This is a genomic window from Streptomyces macrosporus, assembly GCF_039533145.1.
Classification (GTDB): Bacteria; Actinomycetota; Actinomycetes; order Streptomycetales; family Streptomycetaceae; genus Streptomyces; species Streptomyces macrosporus.
Genome location: NZ_BAAASZ010000006.1, coordinates 49,598 through 68,141, shown reverse-complemented (window position 1 = coordinate 68,141; position 18,544 = coordinate 49,598). Strand labels below are relative to the sequence as shown.

Genomic DNA, 18,544 nt, shown 5'->3' with positions numbered 1-18,544 from the left:
CGGTTGTCACTCGGTTCGCCATGCGTCGGCCCGGAGCCGGTACACCACGTTGCGGCGCAGCGGGCCCTCGGGCACGGCCGGGTCGTCGAAGTCGTGGGCGGGATCGTGGGTCATGCCCAGGCGGCGCATCACCGCTCGGGAGCGGAGGTTGCCGGCCGTCGTCACCGCGACGATCTCCGGCAGGTGGAGGGTGTCGAAGCCGAAGGCCACGGCGGCCCGGGCGGCCTCGGTGGCGTAGCCGTGCCCCCAGGCGGAACGGGCCAGGCGCCAGCCGGTCTGCACTCCGTCGACCGGTGTCCCCTCGTCCACCGGGCCCAGCCCGGCGACCCCGACGAACTCCCCGGTGGCGCGCGCCTCCACCGCCCACCACCCCCAGCCGCGCCGGTCGAGGTCGGCCTGATAGCGGGTCATGGCCTCTCGGCTCCGCTCGCGCGTGAGCAGGTCCGGGAAGTGCTCGCGGACCTCGGGATCGGCGTTCAGCGCCGCCCAGGGTTCGACGTCGGACTCCCGCCACGCGCGCAACAGGAGGCGTTCGGTTCGCAGTTCGGGCATCGGGTCAACGTAACGCGGTCACGGGCACGGGGCGATCGGTTCGGGAAGCCGCCCGTCTACCGGCCCCGGCGCCAGGTCGCGGGTGGCCTCGCTCACGGCCGCGCCACGACGGGGCGAACGTGCCGCCTTCGGGCCGCTCGCGCAGGCCGGGGGTGTGCCGGCGAAGCCGCGTCACCGGCTCCTGGCCAGCTCCCACAGCGGCGTCTCCAGCACCTCGCTGAAGGTGGGGAACGGATGCACCACGTCCCTGGCCACCTCCACCGGGATCTCCGCGCGGATCGCCAGGGCGGCCTCCGAGATCCACTCCTCCGCCCGGCCGCCCCAGGCGGTGGCGCCGATGACCGCGCCGGTGTCGGGGTGGGCGAGCAGGGTGAGCCAGCCCTCCGGCTCGCCCTCGATCGAGGTGCGCACCGCCTGGGTCATCGGGGCGGTCGCGGTCAGCGGTTCGATGCCCGCCTCGCGCGCGGAGGCGAGGGTGTGGCCGACGGCGGCGAGGACGGGACGGGTGTAGACGGCGCGGGGGACGGCACGGTAGTCGGCGCGGGTCTCCCGGCCGGCCAGGTTGGCCGCGACCACCCGCCCCTGGTAGTGGGCGGTGTGGGTGAACGGCGCGACGCCGGTGACATCGCCGACGGCCCACACGTGCTCGGCGCCGACCACGCGGCAGCGCTCGTCCACCTCGACGGCCCCGCCCCGCCCCGGCGCGACGCCCAGGGCCTCCAGGCCCACCCTCTCCGACCGCGGACGCCGCCCGGCGGCCTGGATCACCACCGAGGCGTCGAAGACGTCGCCGTGGTCCGTGGTGAGACGGCCGCCGAGCCGGTGCGGTTCGGCGCGGACGACCCGGGTGTTCGGGCGCACGTCGACGCCGTGGTCGTGCAGCAGCGACAGCATGGCCTGCGACGCCTTCGGCTCCTCCCGGGGGATCAGCCGGTCGGCGCGCTGGACCACCGTCACCGCCGAGCCGAACAGGGCGTAGAGGAAGGCCAGTTCGCACCCCACCGGTCCGCCGCCGATCACGACGACCAGTTCGGGCCGCTCGGAGGTGCTGCTCATGGCCTCGTCGCTGGTCCACACCGGCACCTCGTCCAGCCCGGGGAGGTCGGGCCGTATCGGCGCGGAGCCGGTGTCGAGCACCAGCTCGCCGTAGCCGATCTCGGTGCCGTCGACGTCCACGACGCCGGGCCGGACGATCCGCGCGGTGCCCCGGATCAGGGTCGCGCCGGTCTTCTCCAGGCCGGCCGCGTTGGCGGTGTCGTCCCGGCCGTGGACGATCCGCTCCCGCCGGGCGACGGTCTGCTCGTACGCGGCCCGCTCCGGGACCCGCCCGGTGAACAGGCCCGCCCACTCGGGGTCGTCCGCCGCCCGCCACACCTGGGCCGAACGCAGCATCGCCTTGCTGGGCACACAGGCGAGGAAGGGGCAGTCCCCGCCCACCAGGGCCTCCTCGACCACGGCGACCGACAGGGCGGACCCGGCCAACGAGGTCCAGACGAGCTTGGCACCGGCGCCCGCACCGATGATCACCACGTCGTAGCGGTCCATGGGTCCCCGCCTCCGTCTCTCCGGCGTGTCGCCGGTCCGGCTCTCGGTTCCCCGGGGCGAGCGGGTGAAACGGCCGCCGCCCGTCAGCGTCCGGTGCCCGTCAGCGTCCGGGGTCGGCGAGCGCCCGGGGCAGGGGCGCGGCATGGACGACGGTGAGGCCGGAGACCGCACGGGTCAGCGCCACGTACAGCCGGCGCAGGCCCGTGCGCTCGTCCGGCTCGCCGTCCACCACCGCGGCGGGCTCGTCCAGGACCACGTGGTCGTACTCCAGACCCTTGACCAGCGTCGCCGGGACGAGGGTGAGGCGGACGCCCGGCGTCTCCTCCCCGCCCGGCCCCGGCACGGTGTGCGGCAGGCCGGCGTCCTCCAGCGCCCCGGCCAGGACGGGCACGCGGGCGTCGGCGGCGATCAGACCGACCGAGCCCTCCCGCTCCAGCGCCGCGCGGCAGGCGTCCACCACCGCGCCGTCCAGCCCGTCGGCCGCCACCTCCCGCACCCGCAGGGAACCGGCCGCCTCGCGGATCGAGGTCGCCTCGGACAGGCCCGGAGCGATGTGCGGCAGCAGCCGGGAGGCGTAGGAGATGATCTCGCGCGGCACGCGGAAGCCCCGGGTCAGCTCCTCGACCGTCGCGTCGGGCTTGCCCAGGTGGGTCAGGGCCTCGGCCCAGCTCGCCGTCGCCCACGGCGTGGTGCCCTGCGCCAGGTCGCCCAGCACCGTCGCCGAGCCCGTCGTGCAGCGGCGGCCCACCGCCCGGTACTGCATCGGGGACAGGTCCTGCGCCTCGTCCAGGACGACGTGGCCGAGCGAGGGCGTCCGCCGCACCAGGTCCGCGGCCTCGTCGATCAGCACGGCGTCCGCCGCCGACCACTTCGCCGACCGCACCCCGCGCGGCGGCTTCGTCCACAGGATCGCCTTGCGCTCCTCGTCGGTGAGGACGCCCTCGGAGCACTCGGCCAGGAAGTCGGCGTCCGACAGCAGCCGCAGCACCAGCTTCGCCGGGTCCACGTCCGGCCACACCGCCTTGACCTGGGCCTTCACCGCCGCGTTCCGCGCCACCGCGTCCTGCACCCGGTCGTCCGGCGCCTCGCCGGCCTGCTCCATCCGCACCAGCACGGCGTGCGCGATGCGCTGCGGCAGGGCCTCGCGGGCGGCGCCGTAGCGGATGCCGCGGTCCAGCAGCTCGCGGACGATCTCCTCCAGCTCGTACGCCGGGATCCGCCAGCGGCGCGAGCCGCGCACCACCACGCACGGCTCGGTCGGCATCGTCACGCCCGAGCGCACCGCGCGGCGCAGCACCTCGGCCATCCGGGCGTCGCCCTTGATCCGGGCCGCCTCCGGGTCGTCGGTGCCGCGCACGGTCACGCCCGTGGCGTCGGTGACCAGGTCCTCGACGGTCGTCTGCTCCACCGCCAGCTCGCCCAGGGCGGGCAGCACCTGCTCGATGTAGCGGAGGAAGGACCGGTTCGGGCCGATGACCAGCGTCCCGGTGCGCGCCAGCCGCTCGCGATGCGCGTAGAGCAGGTACGCCACCCGGTGCAGGCCCACGGCCGTCTTGCCGGTGCCCGGCGCGCCCTGGACGCACACCGTGCCGTCGATCCCGGCGCGGACGATCTCGTCCTGCTCGGGCTGGATCGTCGCCACGATGTCGCGCATCGGGCCGACGCGCGGGCGCTCGATCTCGCGCCTGAGCAGCTCGCTGACCCGCTCGGCCTCCTCCGGATCGGTCAGGCGCTCGTCCTCGTACGCGGTCAGCTCGCCGCCGGTGTAGCCGAAGCGGCGGCGCAGCTCGACGCCCTGCGGGTCCCGCTTCGAGGCGCGGTAGAAGGGCTGGGAGACGGGCGCGCGCCAGTCGATGACCATCGGGTCGCCGTCGGCGTCGTGGACGTGGCGGCGGCCGATGTAGTAGCGGGCGCCCTCGGTGCGGTCCAGACGGCCGAAGAACAGCGGGGTGTCGGCGAGGTCGGCGAGGGCCTCGATCCGGGCCTCGATCTGGTGCTGGAGCACCTCGGCGTTCACCCAGTTGGCGGTGACGTCTCTGATGTCGAGCGACTCGACGTCCTGCCGCATGGCGCGCAGCGCGGTCCGGGACGCGGCGAGGTGGGCGCGCTCGCGCTCCAGCGGATCGGACTCCAGCGGATCGGACTCCAGCGGGTCGGGGGAGTCGTGGACGGGACGACGGACGGGCTGGTCGGGGACGTGCGTGGGCACGGTGTGGCCTCCGGCGGAGAACACGCACGGCGACGGCACGGCGGACCGCGCGGGTGGCGGGCGCCGTACCCCGGGTGCGGTGGACGACGGGTGGGAGAGGACCGCGGGGCGTCGACGGGGGCGTCGCCGTCGAGAGGTACGCGATCCGCCGGCCGGTTGCCGACCGGCCGGCTCCTCCCCGGCGGCACGGCGGGCCCGGACGTCGCGGGCCGTGCGTCGCCGTGGCGCGGGAGGCGGCAGACGCGTGATTGTAGCCCCGCTCATCCCCGTGGGCGACCGGATATCCCACCCCCCGTAGGGGAGCCGTACGCCTCCGGTCGCAGCGGGACGGAACCCGTGCTCGCCCCTAGGATGGATGTAGACCAATCGGGCGAAAAGCATCATGGGGTCATGACCGTGAGCAGCGCATCCGTTCCCAACCCGTCTCCGAACCCGTCTCCCAACCCGACTTCCGACCCGACTTCCGACCCGACGCGCCACCGGACCGCCCACACCTCCGGCGCCACCGCCCTCGGCGCGCTCGACGACCGGGGCGGGAGCCGGCACCGCCGGCACCGGCTGGGCGATGCCGTCCGGGCGGTCTCCGTCTTCCTCGGCACGGCCTTCGAGGTCGCCGTCCTCGGCGACTACGCCGAGACGCGCGAGGAGGAGCGGCGCGAGCAGGAGCGGCGCCCGGCGGAGGCCCACAGACGCGCGGCGGGAAGAGACGCGGACGCGGCCGGCCCGGCCGCCCCCGCCCGCCCCCGATCCCTCCGTTCCGTCCGAAGCGTCGGCTAGGGTCGCTTGCGCGGTGCCGACCGCGGACCACCGACGGACCGGAACGACCAGGAGGCGGCCGAGTGCCAGGCGTGCCCGCAGATCCCCGCCGCCGCGTGTACGCGGCCGTCGCCCTGCTCGCCGTCTCCCTCGCCGCACTGGCGGCGGTCACCCTGGCCCAGCCGAACGTCCTGGTCGACGTCCTCGTCTACCGCGCCGAGGGACGCGCCGTCCTCGACGGCACCGACCTGTACGGCTTCACCGTCACCGAGTGGGACCTGCCCGCCACCTACCCGCCCTTCGCCGCGCTCCTGTTCGTCCCGGCCGCCTGGCTGCCCCTGCCCGTCGTCCAGACCCTCTTCGCCGCCGGCAACACCGCGCTGCTCGCCTGGCTGGTCCACCTCTCCCTCCGCCTCGCCGGCCGCCGCACCACCCCCGCCGCCCTGATCGCCGCCACCGCGCTCGGCCTGTGGCTGGAACCGGTCTTCCAGACCTTCGTCTTCGGACAGATCAACCTCGCCCTGACCTGCCTGGTCCTGTGGGACCTCACCCGTCCGGACGGCGCCCGCGGCAAGGGCCTGGCCATCGGCGTCGCGGCCGGGATCAAGCTCACCCCCGCGATCTTCGCCGTTCACCTGCTGCTGACCGGCCGCGTCCGGGCCGGGGCGACCGCGCTGGCCGGTTTCGTCGGGACGGCGGCGGTGGGCGCGGTGGTCCTGCCGGACGCGAGCGCGGACTTCTGGACGCGGCGGATGTTCGAGACCGGCCGGGTCGGCAAGGCGTGGATCGTCGACAACCAGTCCCTCCAGGGCCTGGTCGCGCGCCTCCTCCACACCCCCGAGCCCGGACCGTGGTGGCCGGTGCCCGCGGCGGTCGTCGGCCTGCTGGGCCTGTGGCTCGCCCGGCGCGCGCACGTCCGCGGGCGGACGGCCTGGGGGGTGCTGATCGTCGCGGGCACGGCGCTGCTGGTCTCGCCGATCAGCTGGTCCCACCACTGGGTGTGGTGCGTGCCCCTGCTCGCCGTCCTGGCCGCCGCACCGCCCCGGGGCCGCCGGTGGCCGCTGTACGCGACCGCCGCGCTCCTCACCGCCCGCACGCACTGGCTCGTCCCGCACTCCGGCGACCTCGACCTCCACCTCCCGTGGTGGCAGCAGCCCCTGGCGTCCCCGTACCCGCTCCTGGCCCTGGGCCTGATCGCGTACGCCGCGCGGCGACTGTGGGAGGACCGGCGTCCGGACCACCGGACGCCCGACGGGCCGGAGCGCCCCGTCCCGGCTCCGGCGACGCCGGGCGGACGGGAGGGGGGAACGGCCGTGGGCGGAGGAGGTTCCGCGCGAGGCGGGGTGTGAATCCCCCGAGCCGGGGTATCCGCGGCTCCGGAACGCGGGTGCACGGAGTGCGGTCCCACGCGCACGCGTGGGACCGCACTCCGTTTCGGTCGGGGAAGCGTCCCTCCCTCTCGACCTCCGAAGGGGGAGCGGGCCGGGCCGTCCGGTCGGCTAGTCCAGCTCGTCCGCGAGCAGCTCCGAGGCGTCCACGATGCGGTAGGCGTAGCCCTGCTCGGCCAGGAAGCGCTGGCGGTGGGCCGCGAAGTCCTGGTCGACGGTGTCGCGGGCGACGACCGAGTAGAAGCGGGCCTCGTGGCCGTCCGCCTTCGGGCGCAGGACGCGGCCCAGGCGCTGGGCCTCCTCCTGACGGGAGCCGAAGGTGCCCGAGACCTGGATGGCGACCGTGGCCTCCGGCAGGTCGATGGAGAAGTTGGCGACCTTGGAGACCACCAGCACCGACAGCTCGCCCGAGCGGAACGCGTCGAACAGCTTCTCGCGCTGCGCGTTGCTGGTGTCGCCCTTGATCACGGGCGCGCCCAGGTGCTCGCCCAACTCGTCGAGCTGGTCGATGTACTGGCCGATGACGAGGGTCTGCTCACCGGCGTGGCGGCGCACCAGCGCCTCGGTGACGCGCTGCTTGGAGGCCGTGGTGGAGCAGAAGCGGTACTTCTCGTCCGACTCGGCCATCGCGTACGCCAGCCGCTCGGACTCGGTGAGGTCGACGCGGACCTCCACGCAGTCGGCCGGGGCGATGTAGCCCTGCGCCTCGATCTCCTTCCAGGGCGCGTCGAAGCGCTTGGGGCCGATGAGGGAGAAGACGTCCGACTCGCGGCCGTCCTCCCGCACCAGCGTGGCCGTCAGGCCCAGGCGCCGGCGGGCCTGGAGGTCGGCGGTGAACTTGAACACCGGCGCCGGCAGCAGGTGCACCTCGTCGTAGACGATCAGGCCCCAGTCGCGGGAGTCGAACAGCTCCAGATGGGGGTAGACGCCCTTCCGCTTGGTGGTCAGCACCTGGTACGTGGCGATGGTGACCGGCCGGATCTCCTTCTTCGCGCCGCTGTACTCGCCGATCTCGCCCTCCGTCAGCGAGGTGCGCCGCATCAGCTCGTGCTTCCACTGCCGAGCCGAGACGGTGTTGGTGACCAGGATCAGCGTGGTGGACTTCGCCGTGGCCATCGCCCCCGCGCCCACCAGCGTCTTCCCCGCGCCGCAGGGCAGGACGACGACACCGGAGCCGCCGTGCCAGAAGTTCTCCACGGCCTGCTTCTGGTACGGGCGCAGCGCCCAGCCGTCCTCCTGAAGCTCGATCGGGTGCGCCTCGCCGTCCACGTAGCCGGCCAGGTCCTCGGCGGGCCAGCCCAGCTTGAGCAGCGCCTGCTTGATCTGGCCGCGCTCGGAGGGGTGCACGACGACGGTGTCGGGGTCGATGCGGGCGCCGACCAGCGGCTGGATCCGCTTGGACCGCAGGATCTCCTCCAGCACCGGCCGGTCGGACGTCTCCAGCACCAGACCGTGCGTGGGGTGCTTGAGCAGCCGCAGCCGCCCGTAGCGGTCCATCGTCTCGGCCACGTCCACCAGCAGCGCGTGCGGCACCGGGTAGCGGGAGTGGGTGACCAGCGCGTCCACGACCTGCTCGGCGTCGTGCCCGGCGGCGCGGGCGTTCCACAGGCCCAGCGGCGTCACCCGGTAGGTGTGGATGTGCTCCGGGGCGCGCTCCAGCTCGGCGAAGGGCGCGATGGCGCGGCGGCACTCCTCGGCCTGCTCGTGGTCGACCTCCAGCAGCAGGGTCTTGTCGCTCTGGACGATGAGCGGTCCGGTCACGTGGGATCCTCCTGCCTTCGACTGCCTACGGCGCGGGGCCGACCGTCCAGTGTGCCCCATCGGGCCGGCGTGCGGACGGTGTCCGACGGTGCCGTCGGTCTCGACCGTCGGTCCCGGTCGGGCCTCGACCGGGACCGACCGGACCTCAGTCGCCGTCCGCGTCCGCCAGTTCCGCCGCGCCCGTGATGCGGTGCAGGGGGTAGGCGCGGACCTCTTCGGCGGCGTGGTCGTACGCCGTGACGAGGCCGCCCTCGACGCGGACGGGCTCGATGACGCGGTGGTCGGCCGTCCCGTCGGCGTCGACGTGGCCGATCCACACCGGCGTCCCCGTCCGGACCGCCGCCCGCAGGACGGCCAGGGTGTCGGCCGCGGTGGTGCGCGGCGGGCGGCCCTCGGGGACGACCGGGACGGACCGGCCGGGACGGTCCGGGGCGCCGGCCGCCAGGTCGCCCGCGCGGATGGCGCGGACGGCGGCGGCCAGCAGCGGCCGGTCGGGCCGCGGCGGACCGTCCGGCACCGGCTCGGGGGCCGTGCGCGGCGGGGTGCGCAGGGTGTCGGAGCGGTGGATCACCACGTCGCCGTCGGCCGACTCGGCGGCCGGGGCGTACCCCATCGAGCGCAGCCGCTCCAGCAGGGTGCCCGGGTCCACCTGGGCGGCCAGCACCGTCGGGGCCAGCAGCCGCAGCCCCAGGCCGGCGGCGCGGCGGTCGGCCGCGATCTCGGCCGGCAGCGTCTCGTCGTCGCAGCGGACGTACGAGCCGGCCGCGCCCACCCGCAGCCGTCCGTGCCGCCGCGCCACGTCGTCGATCAGGTACGTCAGCGGCTGCGGGACGGGCGTGCGGGAGTGGGCGGCCAGGAAGGCGTGCAGGTCGGAGGCGGTGCGGCCCGCGTCCAGGGCGCGGCGCACGGACTGCGGGGTGAAGCGGTAGACCGTCGCGCCGCCCTTGGACTCCACGTCGGCGAGCACGTGCAGCGTCTCGGCCAGGGGACGCCGGAGGGGACCGGGCGCCACGGCCGTCAGGTCGGCCTGGAGCAGGACGTGGTCCAGCGGCTCGGGGAGGAGCGGGGCCAGCCGGGACGCGGCGGCCTCTTCGGCGGCGCTCGGGACATCGGCGTCCGGAACGTCGGCGCCCAGAGCCTCCCGCGCGCCGTGCTCCAGCGCGGTCTCCGCCCCGGCGCCCGCCTCCAGCAGGGGGCGCGCGTGCGAGGCCAGCGCGCCGCGTCCGGTGACGCCCAGCAGCTCCGCCTCCCGGAGCGTCCACCGCACGATCCGAGCGCGCGCCTCCCCGCCGGCGCGCAGCGGGCACTCCCAGTCCAGCCGGGCCACCACCGCGTCGGCGTCCGGCGCGGCGACCTCGCCGTCCTCGCCGTCCTGCCCGTCGCCCCGCGCGCACTCGGCCAGCAGACGCAGGACGCGGCGGCGCAGCTCGGGCGCGGGACCGCGGTCCAGGCCCGGACCGAGCGCGTTGAGGGCACGGCCCCTGGTGTCGCGTTCGCCGACCAGCCCGGCCAGCCGGGTGGCCGCCAGCCAGGCGCCGGCGAGCCGCGCCCACCGGCGTTCGGGCGGCCGCTCCAGCCACTCGTCGTACGCCGGGGTGGGCGCGTAACGCTCGTCCGCCTCGCCGTCGGAGGCCAGCAGCCCGGCGGCGTAGGCGAGTTCGATCCAGAAGGCCGCGACCGGTTCGGGCACGTCCAGCGCGACGGCGGTGCGCTTGAGGTCCCGCACGCCCAGGCCGCCGGCGCGCAGCACGGGCGGGGCGCCGGACGCCGTCCCCCAGGACGTCAGCAGTTCCTCGACGACCGTGAGCGCGGCCAGCGCCTGCCCCGCCGCCGCGGCGTCCACCGACCGCCGGGTGTGCGTACGGGCCGGCTCCAGGGCGGGCGGCAGCGGCTCCAGCCGGCGGTGGGCGCGGCCCTCGCGCAGGTGCAGGGCGACCTCGCGGGGCAGGACGACCGTCCGGGACCCCACCGGCAGCAGCAGCCCGCGGTCCAGCAGCCAGCGGATCGGGGGCGAGGGACGCTCGGAGACCTCCCCGTAGGGCGGGCCCCAGGTCAGCTTGGCGAGCGTCGCCCGCGCCTCCTCGGGCGCCTCCTCCACCAGGGCCGCCATCCGCTCGCGGTCGGTGAACAGGGCGGTTAGGGCGGCCAGCGCGCTCACCGGGTCGTGGGTGGTGGGCAGCCCGGCGGCGGTCAGGATCTCCTGGAGGCGGCCGGGCGACATGCCCGAGGTGGCCTCGGCCAGCGTCGGGCCCAGGCCCGTGGGGGAGGGGCGGTCGGCGCTCGGGGTGAGCAGCTCGCGGGCGGTGCGCACCAGACGCAGCCGGTCGTCGCCGCCCCACACCAGGGCCCGCTCGCGCAACAGGTCCAGCGCGCGCGGCAACTCGCCCTCGCCGCCGGGCAGCAGACCGGCCAGCGTCTCGTACGGGCAGGGGTCGGGGGCGACGGCCAGCGCCTCGGCGACCTGGAGGGCGAACCGGTCGAGCCGCTCCAACGCCCGCAGCACCGAGGTGCGGGCGCCCGCGCGGGTGGCGAGCTGGGTCAGGTCGGAGGGGATGGGAGAGAGCAGGTCCGGACGGGCCCGCAGCAGCTCGGCGAGCGCCTCGTCGGGACGCGAGCGCAACTCGTCGGCGAGCGTGCGGGGAACTGCTCGTCGGCGTGCGTCGGGCTCTGTCGTCATCCTCACCACCGTACCGGCCCCCTGTGACGATCGGTCCCGTCCGGCGTCGCGCGCGGTACGGTCGTGGACGTACGAGAGCCAAGTGCCGGTGGCCGCTGGGGGTTCGGTGGGGATCGAGAGCGAACAGCTCGTCTTCGACTATCTGAGCCGGATCGGCGATCTGGCGCACAGCACGAGCATGACGGCGGCCGAGCGGGCGCGTCTGGTCAACCGGGTGCGGGCCGACATTGACCGGCGCCGCGCCGAGTCCGGCGGGGCGGACACCGTGGCCGGGACGCGGAAGATCCTGGCCGCCCTCGGCCGGCCGGAGGAGGTCGTCGCGCAGGAGGGCGTGTCCGTCCCGCTGCCCAGGGAGCCGAAGCCCGCCGAGGAGCAGGGGCGGACGGTTCCGCCGACGGCCGCCGCGCCGCCGCACCTGGCGGGCATCGACGAGCTGGGGCCCGAGGAGAGCGACCCGGACTGGTGGCGCAAGGGCCTCGGCACCCCCCGGTACGCCGAGGGCGGCCGGATGTCCGTCGGCGGCTTCGTCGGCGGGATAGAGCTGCCGGAACTGCTCGATCCCCCGCAGGAGCCGGAGAAGACGGGGAAGCCGGGCAAGCCGGGGAGGACCGAGAAGGTCCCGGGGGCCGGCGGGGGCGCGGAGGCCGCGGCACCCCCGGCCGCACCGGCCGCCGCGGCGGCCCCGGCCGAGCCCGGCGGGCTCCTGGCACGGCTGTGGCGCGCCCGCGCGGCGAAGGGCGCGGGCGGCCCGCGCGCGGGCGGCGTGGTCGAACTGCTGGCCGCCGCCCTGCTGGTGGCGGGCGCGGTCATGGGCTCGCTGGTCCCGCTGGGCCTGGGCTGGCTGGCCGCCTGGTGGTCGCCGCGGCTGAGCCGCGTCGAGGCCAAGCGGGCGGTGCTGATCGTGCCCGGCACGGTCGCCGCCGCCGCGCTGGTGTGGCTGTGGGGCCGCGCGGAGGGCCGCTGGGGCGAGCCGATCGCCGAGGGCGGACTGGGCGAGGCGGTCGGCGACGCCTGGCCCTGGACGCTGCGCGCCGCGGCCGTCGCCGGCGCCCTGTACCTGGTCTGGCGCGCACGACGGCCGAGGGGCTGAGCCGTGGAGCACCCGGAGGAGCACCCGCTGTCCGGCGGCTTCGTCAACGACGTGGTGCGGGTGGGGGCGACGGTCCGGCGTCCGCGATCGGCCCGTTCGGCGTTCGTCCGGGACCTCCTCGCCCTGTTCGAGGAGCGGGGGTGGCGTGGCGCGCCGCGTTTCCTGGGCACGGACGAGCGGGGACGCGAGGTCTTCGAGTACGTCGAGGGGCGGGCGGCCCTCACCCCCGAGGAGCGGCGGGCCGCGCGCACGGACGCCGCCCTGGTGCGGGTGGCCGAACTCGTCCGGGAGTTCCACGACCTGTCGGCGGGCTCCGCCCTGGCCGGCGGCATGGAGGTCGTGTGCCACAACGACCTCTCCCCGCGGAACACCGTCCACGCCGTCGGGGAGCCGGATCGGCGGCCGGTGGCCTTCGTCGACTGGGACATCGCGGCCCCCGGGGAGCGCGTCCACGACGTGGCCCACGTCTGTTGGCAGTACCTGGACCTCGGCCCGACGGTGACGGACGTCCCGGAGGCCGCCCGCCGCATCCGGCTGATCCGCGACGCCTACGGCGCGGTCGACTCCGGCAGGCTCGTGAACACGATCCTGTGGTGGCAGGACCGGTGTTGGAGGGGGATCGAGGCCGGTGCCCTGCGCGGCGAGCCGGCCATGGTCCGGCTGCGCGAGGCCGGCGCGCCGGCGGAGGTCCGCGAGGCGTACCGCTGGGTCGCCGCCCACCGGTCCGAACTGGCCGCCGCCCTGTGAGCCGTCCCGCGGGCCCCTCGGCGACCGGCCGCCGCCCCGGCCCGGGGACCGGGGGAGCGGCCGACCGCCGGAGGCGGGGGCGTCAGTCCGTGGTGAGGAACTCCTCCATCTCGTCCAGGATCGTCCCGGCCGCCGTGTAGCCGATGCCCTGGATCCAGGTCTCGTCGTCCACGCGGAAGGCCCGGCCGTTCTCCACCGCCTCCATGCCCTTCCACAGCGCGCCGCCGACGGCCTTCTCCTCGCCGGACTCGGCCGGGTCGCCGTAGGAGGTGTAGAAGACGACGTCGGCGTCGCCCTGGTCGACCTTCTCCGGGCTGACGTCGAGGGCGAAGCCGTCGGGGGCCTTCTTCGCGATGGCCGGGCGGCCGACGCCGATGTCGGCGAGGATCGTGCCGATGTAGTTCTTCTCGCCGTAGACGCGGGTGTCGGCGCCCTCGACGAAGCGGATCACGCTCACCGTCGTCTCCGCGGCCTTCTCCGGGCCCCCGAGGGCCTCGGTGACCTCGTCGACCCGCTTCTCGTACGCCTCGACGACCTTCCGGGCCTCCTCCTTCTTCCCCAGGGCGTCGGCGTGGACCAGGAAGTTCTCCTTCCACGGGTGGCCGGTGGTCTCGGTGAAGACGGTCGGGGCGATCTCGGACAGCTCGTCGTAGCGGTCCTTGTCGCGGACGTCGCTGCCCAGGATCAGGTCCGGCTTGAGCGCCGCGATCTTCTCCAGGTTGGGCGCCATGATGGTGCCGACGTTCTCGATGCCCTCGACCTTCTCCTTCGGCAGGTACTTCAGGAAGCCGGAGGCCACGTCGGAGCGGGTGGAGCCGACCGGCTTCACGCCCAGGGTGATGGCCGAGTCCAGCTCGGCGGTGTCGAGCACCACCACGCGCTGGGGGTCGTCGGGCACCTCGACGTCGCCGTGGGCGGTCTTCACGACGTGGGTGCCCCGGTCCGCGGAGCCCTTCTCCGTGCCGGAGCCCGAGTCCGCCCCGCAGGCGGACAGCCCCAGCGAGGCGGCCAGCACCACGGCGGTGGCGGCGAGCGTACGGCGGCGGGTGGGTGTCATGGCCCTGCCTTTCGTGTGCTGACGGGAACGGCGGTGGGGTCCGCCGGGGATTCCGTGGGGGGCTGCCATGGCGCTCCCGGGACGACGAGCGGGCTGCCCGTCACGGGGTCGGGGACGACCACGGAGTCGAGGCCGAAGACCTCGCGGACCAGCTCCGCGGTGACGGTCTCGGCGGGCGGCCCCTGCGCGACGATCCGGCCCTCGCGCATGGCGACGAGGTGATCGGCGTAGCGGGCGGCCTGGTTGAGGTCGTGGAGGACCATCACGACCGTGCGGCCCCGGTCGTGGTTGAGCTGCCGCACCAGGTCGAGCACCTCGACCTGGTGGGCGATGTCGAGGTACGTCGTCGGCTCGTCGAGCAGCAGCAGCTCGGTGTCCTGGGCGAGCGCCATCGCGATCCACACGCGCTGCCGCTGCCCGCCGGAGAGTTCGTCGACGGGGCGCGCGGCCAGGTCGGTCACGCGGGTGCGGGCCATGGCGTCGGCGACGGCCGCCTCGTCGGCCTCCGACCACTGCCGCCACCAGCGCTGGTGGGGTCCGCGGCCCCGGGCGACCAGATCCGCGACGGTGATCGCCTCCGGCGCCACCGGGGCCTGGGGGAGCAGCCCGAGGGACCGGGCGATCCGGCGCGTGGGGATGCTCGCCAGCTCCCGGCCGTCCAGCAGCACCGCGCCGCGCCGCGGCCTCAGCAGCCGACCCAGGGCGCGCAGGGTGGTGGACTTGCCGCAGGCGTTGGGGCCGACGATGACGGTGACGCGGCCGTCCGGGACGTCGAGGTCGAGGCCGTCGACGACGGTGCGGTCCTCGTAGGCGAGGGTGAGGTCGCGGGCGGCGAGCCTGCTCGCGCGCCCGGGGGACTCCTCGGACCGGTCGGGGGGCGTCGGGCCCTGTCCCGTGCCCTGCCTCGTGCCCTGCCTCATGCTCTGCCTCCGGTGCGGCTACGGGCGATCAGCCAGATCAGATACGGCGCCCCGATCGCCGCCGTCAACACTCCGACCGGCAGCTCGACGGGGGCGAACATCCTGCGGGCCAGCAGGTCGCCGAGGGTGACGGTGAACGCGCCCAGCAGCGCCGTGGCGAGCAGCGGGATCTGCGCGGTGCGGGTCAGCCTGCGGGCGATCTGCGGGGAGAGCAGCGCGACGAAGTCCACGGGCCCGGCGGCGCCGGTGGCCACCGAGGCCAGGGCGACGCCGGTGGCGGTCAACCCCAGCCGGGTGCGGCCCAGGCGCACGCCGAGCGCGGTGGCGGTGTCGTCGTCCAGGGCCGCGTCGCGCTGGGCGCGGGCGCACCACAGGACGGCGGGCAGCAGGAGCAGCAGCGCCCAACCCAGCGGTTCGGCCTGCTCCCAGCCGCGGCCGTTGAGGGAGCCGGTCATCCACACCTGGGCCTGCTGGGCGGCGAGGAAGTCGCCCTTGGTCATGAAGAGTTGCGTGACCGAGCGCAGCGCGATCGAGAAGCCCAGGCCGACGAGGACGAAGCGGGCCGCCTGGATGCCGCGCCGCCAGGCGAAGACGTAGATCAGCGCGGCGGCGAGCACGCCGCCCGCCACGGAGAGCCAGGGCAGCAGGGCGTGGGCGGTCAGGCCGAAGGTCATCGCGCCGACGGTCACGGCCGCGGCGCCGTGCGTGACGCCGATGATCTCCGGGCTGGCCAGGGGGTTGCGGGCGACGGTCTGGATCAGCCCGCCCGCGACGCCGAGCGCGGCGCCGACCAGCACCCCGACGACCAGGCGCGGCAGCCGCAGCGTCCCGACCACCAGCTCGTCGGGGGAGGGCAGGCCCAGCAGCACCTTCACCACCTCGGCGGGCGCGGTGGCGGTCTCGCCGAGGGAGAGCGCGGCGACGACGGCCGCGGCGAGCGCCGTGGCGAGGGCGGCGGTGACCGCCAGGGACCGGCGGTGGACGAGGAACGAGGCGCGTCCGCGGCGCAGCAGGGCGTACCCGGCGGGTCTGGCCGTCGGCCGCGTCCCCTCCGCCGCGCGGGAGCCGGTCGGGGCGTCGGCCCGAGCGCCGGTCGAGGTGTCGGTCGGAGTGTCGGTGGAGGTCACGAGCCCACCGCCTTCCCGCGGACGAGGGCGATCAGGAACGGCACGCCGATCAGCGCCGTCGTCACGCCCGCCGGGACCTCGCCCGGCGGCACCACGACGCGGCCGACGACGTCCGCCACCAGCAGCACCACCGGGCCCAGCAGGGCGGACATCGGCAGCAGCAGGCGGTGGTCGGGGCCGACGAGGGCGCGGGCCATGTGGGGGACGGCCAGGCCGACGAAGGCGATGGGCCCGGCCGCGGCGACGCCCGCGCCGGTGAGCACGGTGGCGCCCAGCCCGCCGACGATCCGCACGGCCGCCACGTTCCGTCCCAGGCCCCGCGCCACGTCCTCCCCCAGCGCCAGGGCGTCCAGACCGCGCGCCGAGGCCAGCACCAGCACGGCGCCCACCAGCAGGAACGGCCAGACCTGCCCGATCACCTCCGCGTCGCGCCCGGCGACCGAGCCGACCTGCCAGAAGCGGAACTCGTCCAGGGTGGCGGCCTTCGTGGTCAACACGCCCGCCACCACCGAGTACAGCAGGGCGTTGACGGCGGCCCCGGCCAGCGCCAGCTTCACCGGGGTCGCCCCGTCGCGTCCGCGGGCGGCGACGGCGTAGACGGCGACGCCCGCGGCGCCCGCGCCCACGAAGGCGAACCAGACGTAGCTGGCGAGCGTGTGGACCCCGGCGAAGGCGATGGCCAGGACCACGCCCAGCGCGGCGCCCTGGCTGACGCCGAGGATGCCGGGCTCGGCGATCGGATTGCGGGTGAGGCCCTGCATCACGCACCCGGCCATCCCCAGCGCGGCGCCGACCAGCAGCGCCAGGACGGTGCGCGGCACGCGCAGGGTCCGCACCACCTGGGCGGCGGTGCCGTCGCCGCCGTGCACCAGGGCGTCGTACACCGCCGACGGCGCCAGCGCCCGGCTGCCCACGGCCAGGCTCAGCACCACGGCGATCGCGAGGAGGACCGCGGCGGCCGCCGTCCACGCCACCCGGCGTGCCGTCCGCGCGCGCCGCGGACCGCCTTCGCGCGCGGCGAGCGGTGGGGCGACTGGCATCGGCACCTCTGTGTCTCGGCGTGTGCCCGGCGTCTCGGCGGTGCCGCGGCGCGTACGGGCGGGACGGACCGGCGGACCGGCCCCGCTTAGGTTAGGCGACCCTAAGCTTACGGGCACGGTTCGCGCATCCGCACACCCCCGCGCATTCGCGCATCTGCACAATGGACGGCATGACTTCTCGCGCGGTGACGGTCGGCTTCGACCTGGACATGACGCTGATCGACTCCCGCCCCGGCATCCGGGCCACCTACCTGGCCCTCTCCGCCGAGACCGGCACGTACATCGACGCCGACCTGGCCGTCACCCGCCTCGGGCCACCGCTGGAGGTCGAGTTGGCGCACTGGTTCCCGGAGGAGGCGCTCGAGGAGGTCGGCGCGCGCTACCGCGAGCTGTACGTACGACACGCCATCGAGCCCACCCGCGCCATGCCCGGCGCCCGGGAGGCGGTGGACGCGGTGCGGCGGGCGGGCGGCACGGCGATCGTGGTCACCGCCAAGCACGAGCCCAACGCCAAGCTCCACCTGGAGCACCTGGGCATCGAGCCGGACGCGGTGATCGGCTGGCTGTGGGCGGAGGCCAAGGCCGAGGCGCTGGTCGAGCACGGGGCGGGCGTCTACGTCGGCGACCACTTGGGCGACGTGCGCGGCGCGCGGGCGGCCGGCGCCCTGTCGGTGGCCGTGCCGACGGGCCCGTGCGACGCGGAGGAACTGCGGGCGGCGGGGGCCGACGTGGTGCTGGAGGACCTGACGGCGTTCCCCGCCTGGCTGGAGTCGTACGCGGCGGGCTGAGCCCGCCGCCCGGCCCGGGCCGCTACCGTCCGGACGGCGAGGACGGCGAGGACGGCGAGGACGACGAGCGGGCCCGGCGCCGCTGCACCGCGATGGACCGCAGCACTCCGGCTCCGGCGATGGCGAAACCGACGCCCATCAACATGCTGACGAGGTACGCGGCCGTGGGCAGCGGATCGGAGCCGAGGAAGAGCGGCAGCAGGGTCACGAGCGTGGCCACCGCGCCGACGAAGAAGACGACGGCACCGATGCGGACGAGCAGATCTCCCGCGTGGGACGTTTCACTGGTCACCGGGACAGGGTAGTTCGGTGGGCGAGAGTGCGCGGCACGCGGGGAGGCGGCCCCGGGGCGTCTTGTCACCGGGACGGGGATCATTAATCTTGTTGACGGCGGGTCGTTCGGCCCGCTGAAGTCTTATTCGGAGCCGTTGCTTTTTCAAGAAGCCGTGGCCCGGACAACCGGACGAGTACGAGGACGAGGACAGACGTGCCTACCGGCAAGGTCAAGTGGTTCAACAGCGAGAAGGGTTTCGGCTTCCTCTCCCGCGACGACGGCGGTGACGTCTTCGTGCACTCGTCGGTGCTTCCGGAAGGGGTGACCACCCTGCGGCCCGGCCAGCGGGTGGAATTCGGCGTCGTCGCGGGCCAGCGCGGTGACCAGGCGCTCTCGCTGACCCTGCTGGACCCCACGCCCTCCGTGGCGGCGGCCCAGCGGCTCAAGCCCGACGAACTGGCGTCGATCGTGCAGGACCTCACCAACGTGCTGGACCGGGTGGCGCAGCAGCTCGAACGCGGCCGCTACCCGGACCGCCAGCAGGGCCGCAAGATCGCGGGCATGCTCCGCGCGGTGGCCGACCAGCTCGACGTCTGAGGTCCGCCCGACACCC

General features: G+C 75.5%; 16 protein-coding genes. 6 read left to right on the top strand and 10 right to left on the bottom strand.

The annotated features are described in order from the left end of the window. Nucleotides 1-6: 6 nt before the first annotated feature. The 3 genes from ABD335_RS03225 to ABD335_RS03215 all read right to left on the bottom strand — a co-directional run bounded on the left by ABD335_RS03225 (nucleotide 7) and on the right by ABD335_RS03215 (nucleotide 4,306). On the bottom strand, nucleotides 7-552 hold the full coding sequence (locus ABD335_RS03225) for a GNAT family N-acetyltransferase (RefSeq protein WP_344320490.1): 546 nt from the start codon (nucleotides 550-552) through the stop codon (nucleotides 7-9). A gap of 171 nt (nucleotides 553-723) precedes the next feature. Continuing rightward, complete coding sequence (locus ABD335_RS03220) at nucleotides 724-2,097, bottom strand: dihydrolipoyl dehydrogenase family protein (RefSeq protein WP_344320489.1); 1,374 nt, start codon at nucleotides 2,095-2,097, stop codon at nucleotides 724-726. 100 nt (nucleotides 2,098-2,197) lie between these two features. Further along, nucleotides 2,198-4,306, bottom strand: coding sequence for a HelD family protein (locus tag ABD335_RS03215; RefSeq protein WP_425583533.1), 2,109 nt, complete (start codon nucleotides 4,304-4,306; stop codon nucleotides 2,198-2,200). 390 nt (nucleotides 4,307-4,696) lie between these two features. Here ABD335_RS03215 and ABD335_RS03210 point away from each other — a divergent pair, with 390 nt between their 5' ends. Both ABD335_RS03210 and ABD335_RS03205 read left to right on the top strand, forming a co-directional pair. After that, complete coding sequence (locus ABD335_RS03210; protein WP_344320718.1) at nucleotides 4,697-5,083, top strand: hypothetical protein; 387 nt, start codon at nucleotides 4,697-4,699, stop codon at nucleotides 5,081-5,083. A 71-nt stretch (nucleotides 5,084-5,154) separates the two neighbouring features. Next, a complete protein-coding gene (locus ABD335_RS03205) occupies nucleotides 5,155-6,411 on the top strand; it encodes a glycosyltransferase 87 family protein (RefSeq protein WP_425583532.1) in 1,257 nt (418 codons plus the stop codon). Nucleotides 6,412-6,561: 150 nt separating this feature from the next. Here the strand turns inward: ABD335_RS03205 and ABD335_RS03200 are convergent, their stop codons facing one another. Both ABD335_RS03200 and ABD335_RS03195 read right to left on the bottom strand, forming a co-directional pair. Further along, entirely contained in the window at nucleotides 6,562-8,211 is a 1,650-nt protein-coding gene (locus tag ABD335_RS03200) for a DNA repair helicase XPB (protein ID WP_344320488.1), read from the bottom strand. A 145-nt stretch (nucleotides 8,212-8,356) separates the two neighbouring features. Continuing rightward, nucleotides 8,357-10,888, bottom strand: a complete 2,532-nt coding sequence (locus ABD335_RS03195; protein ID WP_344320487.1) for a helicase-associated domain-containing protein — start codon at nucleotides 10,886-10,888, stop codon at nucleotides 8,357-8,359. Nucleotides 10,889-10,994: 106 nt separating this feature from the next. Here ABD335_RS03195 and ABD335_RS03190 point away from each other — a divergent pair, with 106 nt between their 5' ends. Together ABD335_RS03190 and ABD335_RS03185 are read left to right on the top strand one after the other, a co-directional pair. After that, nucleotides 10,995-11,978: a hypothetical protein gene (locus tag ABD335_RS03190; RefSeq protein ID WP_344320486.1), complete on the top strand. Its 984-nt coding sequence runs from the start codon at nucleotides 10,995-10,997 to the stop codon at nucleotides 11,976-11,978. Nucleotides 11,979-11,981: 3 nt separating this feature from the next. Continuing rightward, complete coding sequence (locus ABD335_RS03185) at nucleotides 11,982-12,725, top strand: phosphotransferase (RefSeq protein WP_344320485.1); 744 nt, start codon at nucleotides 11,982-11,984, stop codon at nucleotides 12,723-12,725. Nucleotides 12,726-12,807: 82 nt separating this feature from the next. Here ABD335_RS03185 and ABD335_RS03180 read toward each other — a convergent pair whose 3' ends face one another. From ABD335_RS03180 to ABD335_RS03165, 4 genes are read right to left on the bottom strand one after another with little or no spacing between them, the layout of a single operon-like run. After that, the gene (locus tag ABD335_RS03180; RefSeq protein WP_344320484.1) at nucleotides 12,808-13,782 is read right to left on the bottom strand and encodes an ABC transporter substrate-binding protein; all 975 of its coding nucleotides are present in this window, start codon (nucleotides 13,780-13,782) and stop codon (nucleotides 12,808-12,810) included. Continuing rightward, on the bottom strand, nucleotides 13,779-14,702 hold the full coding sequence (locus tag ABD335_RS03175; RefSeq protein WP_344320483.1) for an ABC transporter ATP-binding protein: 924 nt from the start codon (nucleotides 14,700-14,702) through the stop codon (nucleotides 13,779-13,781). The genes ABD335_RS03180 and ABD335_RS03175 overlap by 4 nt, the downstream gene beginning before the upstream one ends. Then, entirely contained in the window at nucleotides 14,699-15,829 is a 1,131-nt protein-coding gene (locus tag ABD335_RS03170; RefSeq protein WP_425583531.1) for a FecCD family ABC transporter permease, read from the bottom strand. The genes ABD335_RS03175 and ABD335_RS03170 overlap by 4 nt, the downstream gene beginning before the upstream one ends. Then, the gene (locus tag ABD335_RS03165) at nucleotides 15,826-16,869 is read right to left on the bottom strand and encodes a FecCD family ABC transporter permease (protein ID WP_344320482.1); all 1,044 of its coding nucleotides are present in this window, start codon (nucleotides 16,867-16,869) and stop codon (nucleotides 15,826-15,828) included. Before ABD335_RS03165 ends, ABD335_RS03170 begins: the two co-directional genes overlap by 4 nt. 161 nt (nucleotides 16,870-17,030) lie before the next feature. Here ABD335_RS03165 and ABD335_RS03160 point away from each other — a divergent pair, with 161 nt between their 5' ends. Beyond that, complete coding sequence (locus ABD335_RS03160) at nucleotides 17,031-17,657, top strand: HAD family hydrolase (RefSeq protein WP_344320481.1); 627 nt, start codon at nucleotides 17,031-17,033, stop codon at nucleotides 17,655-17,657. A 22-nt stretch (nucleotides 17,658-17,679) separates the two neighbouring features. Here the strand turns inward: ABD335_RS03160 and ABD335_RS03155 are convergent, their stop codons facing one another. Next, nucleotides 17,680-17,949: a hypothetical protein gene (locus tag ABD335_RS03155; protein ID WP_344320480.1), complete on the bottom strand. Its 270-nt coding sequence runs from the start codon at nucleotides 17,947-17,949 to the stop codon at nucleotides 17,680-17,682. Nucleotides 17,950-18,144: 195 nt separating this feature from the next. On the opposite strand from ABD335_RS03155, the gene ABD335_RS03150 reads away from it, so the two are divergent. Beyond that, complete coding sequence (locus ABD335_RS03150) at nucleotides 18,145-18,528, top strand: cold-shock protein (protein WP_344320479.1); 384 nt, start codon at nucleotides 18,145-18,147, stop codon at nucleotides 18,526-18,528. The last annotated feature ends 16 nt before the right edge of the window (nucleotides 18,529-18,544 follow it).

Coding starts and splice junctions, on each gene's coding strand:
- ABD335_RS03225 (WP_344320490.1), bottom strand. CDS start 552: ATGCCCGAACTGCGAACCGAACGCCTCCTGTTGCGCGCGTGGCGGGAG.
- ABD335_RS03220 (WP_344320489.1), bottom strand. CDS start 2,097: ATGGACCGCTACGACGTGGTGATCATCGGTGCGGGCGCCGGTGCCAAG.
- ABD335_RS03210 (WP_344320718.1), top strand. CDS start 4,697: ATGACCGTGAGCAGCGCATCCGTTCCCAACCCGTCTCCGAACCCGTCT.
- ABD335_RS03195 (WP_344320487.1), bottom strand. CDS start 10,888: ATGACGACAGAGCCCGACGCACGCCGACGAGCAGTTCCCCGCACGCTC.
- ABD335_RS03180 (WP_344320484.1), bottom strand. CDS start 13,782: ATGACACCCACCCGCCGCCGTACGCTCGCCGCCACCGCCGTGGTGCTG.
- ABD335_RS03175 (WP_344320483.1), bottom strand. CDS start 14,702: ATGAGGCAGGGCACGAGGCAGGGCACGGGACAGGGCCCGACGCCCCCC.
- ABD335_RS03165 (WP_344320482.1), bottom strand. CDS start 16,869: ATGCCAGTCGCCCCACCGCTCGCCGCGCGCGAAGGCGGTCCGCGGCGC.
- ABD335_RS03160 (WP_344320481.1), top strand. CDS start 17,031: ATGGACGGCATGACTTCTCGCGCGGTGACGGTCGGCTTCGACCTGGAC.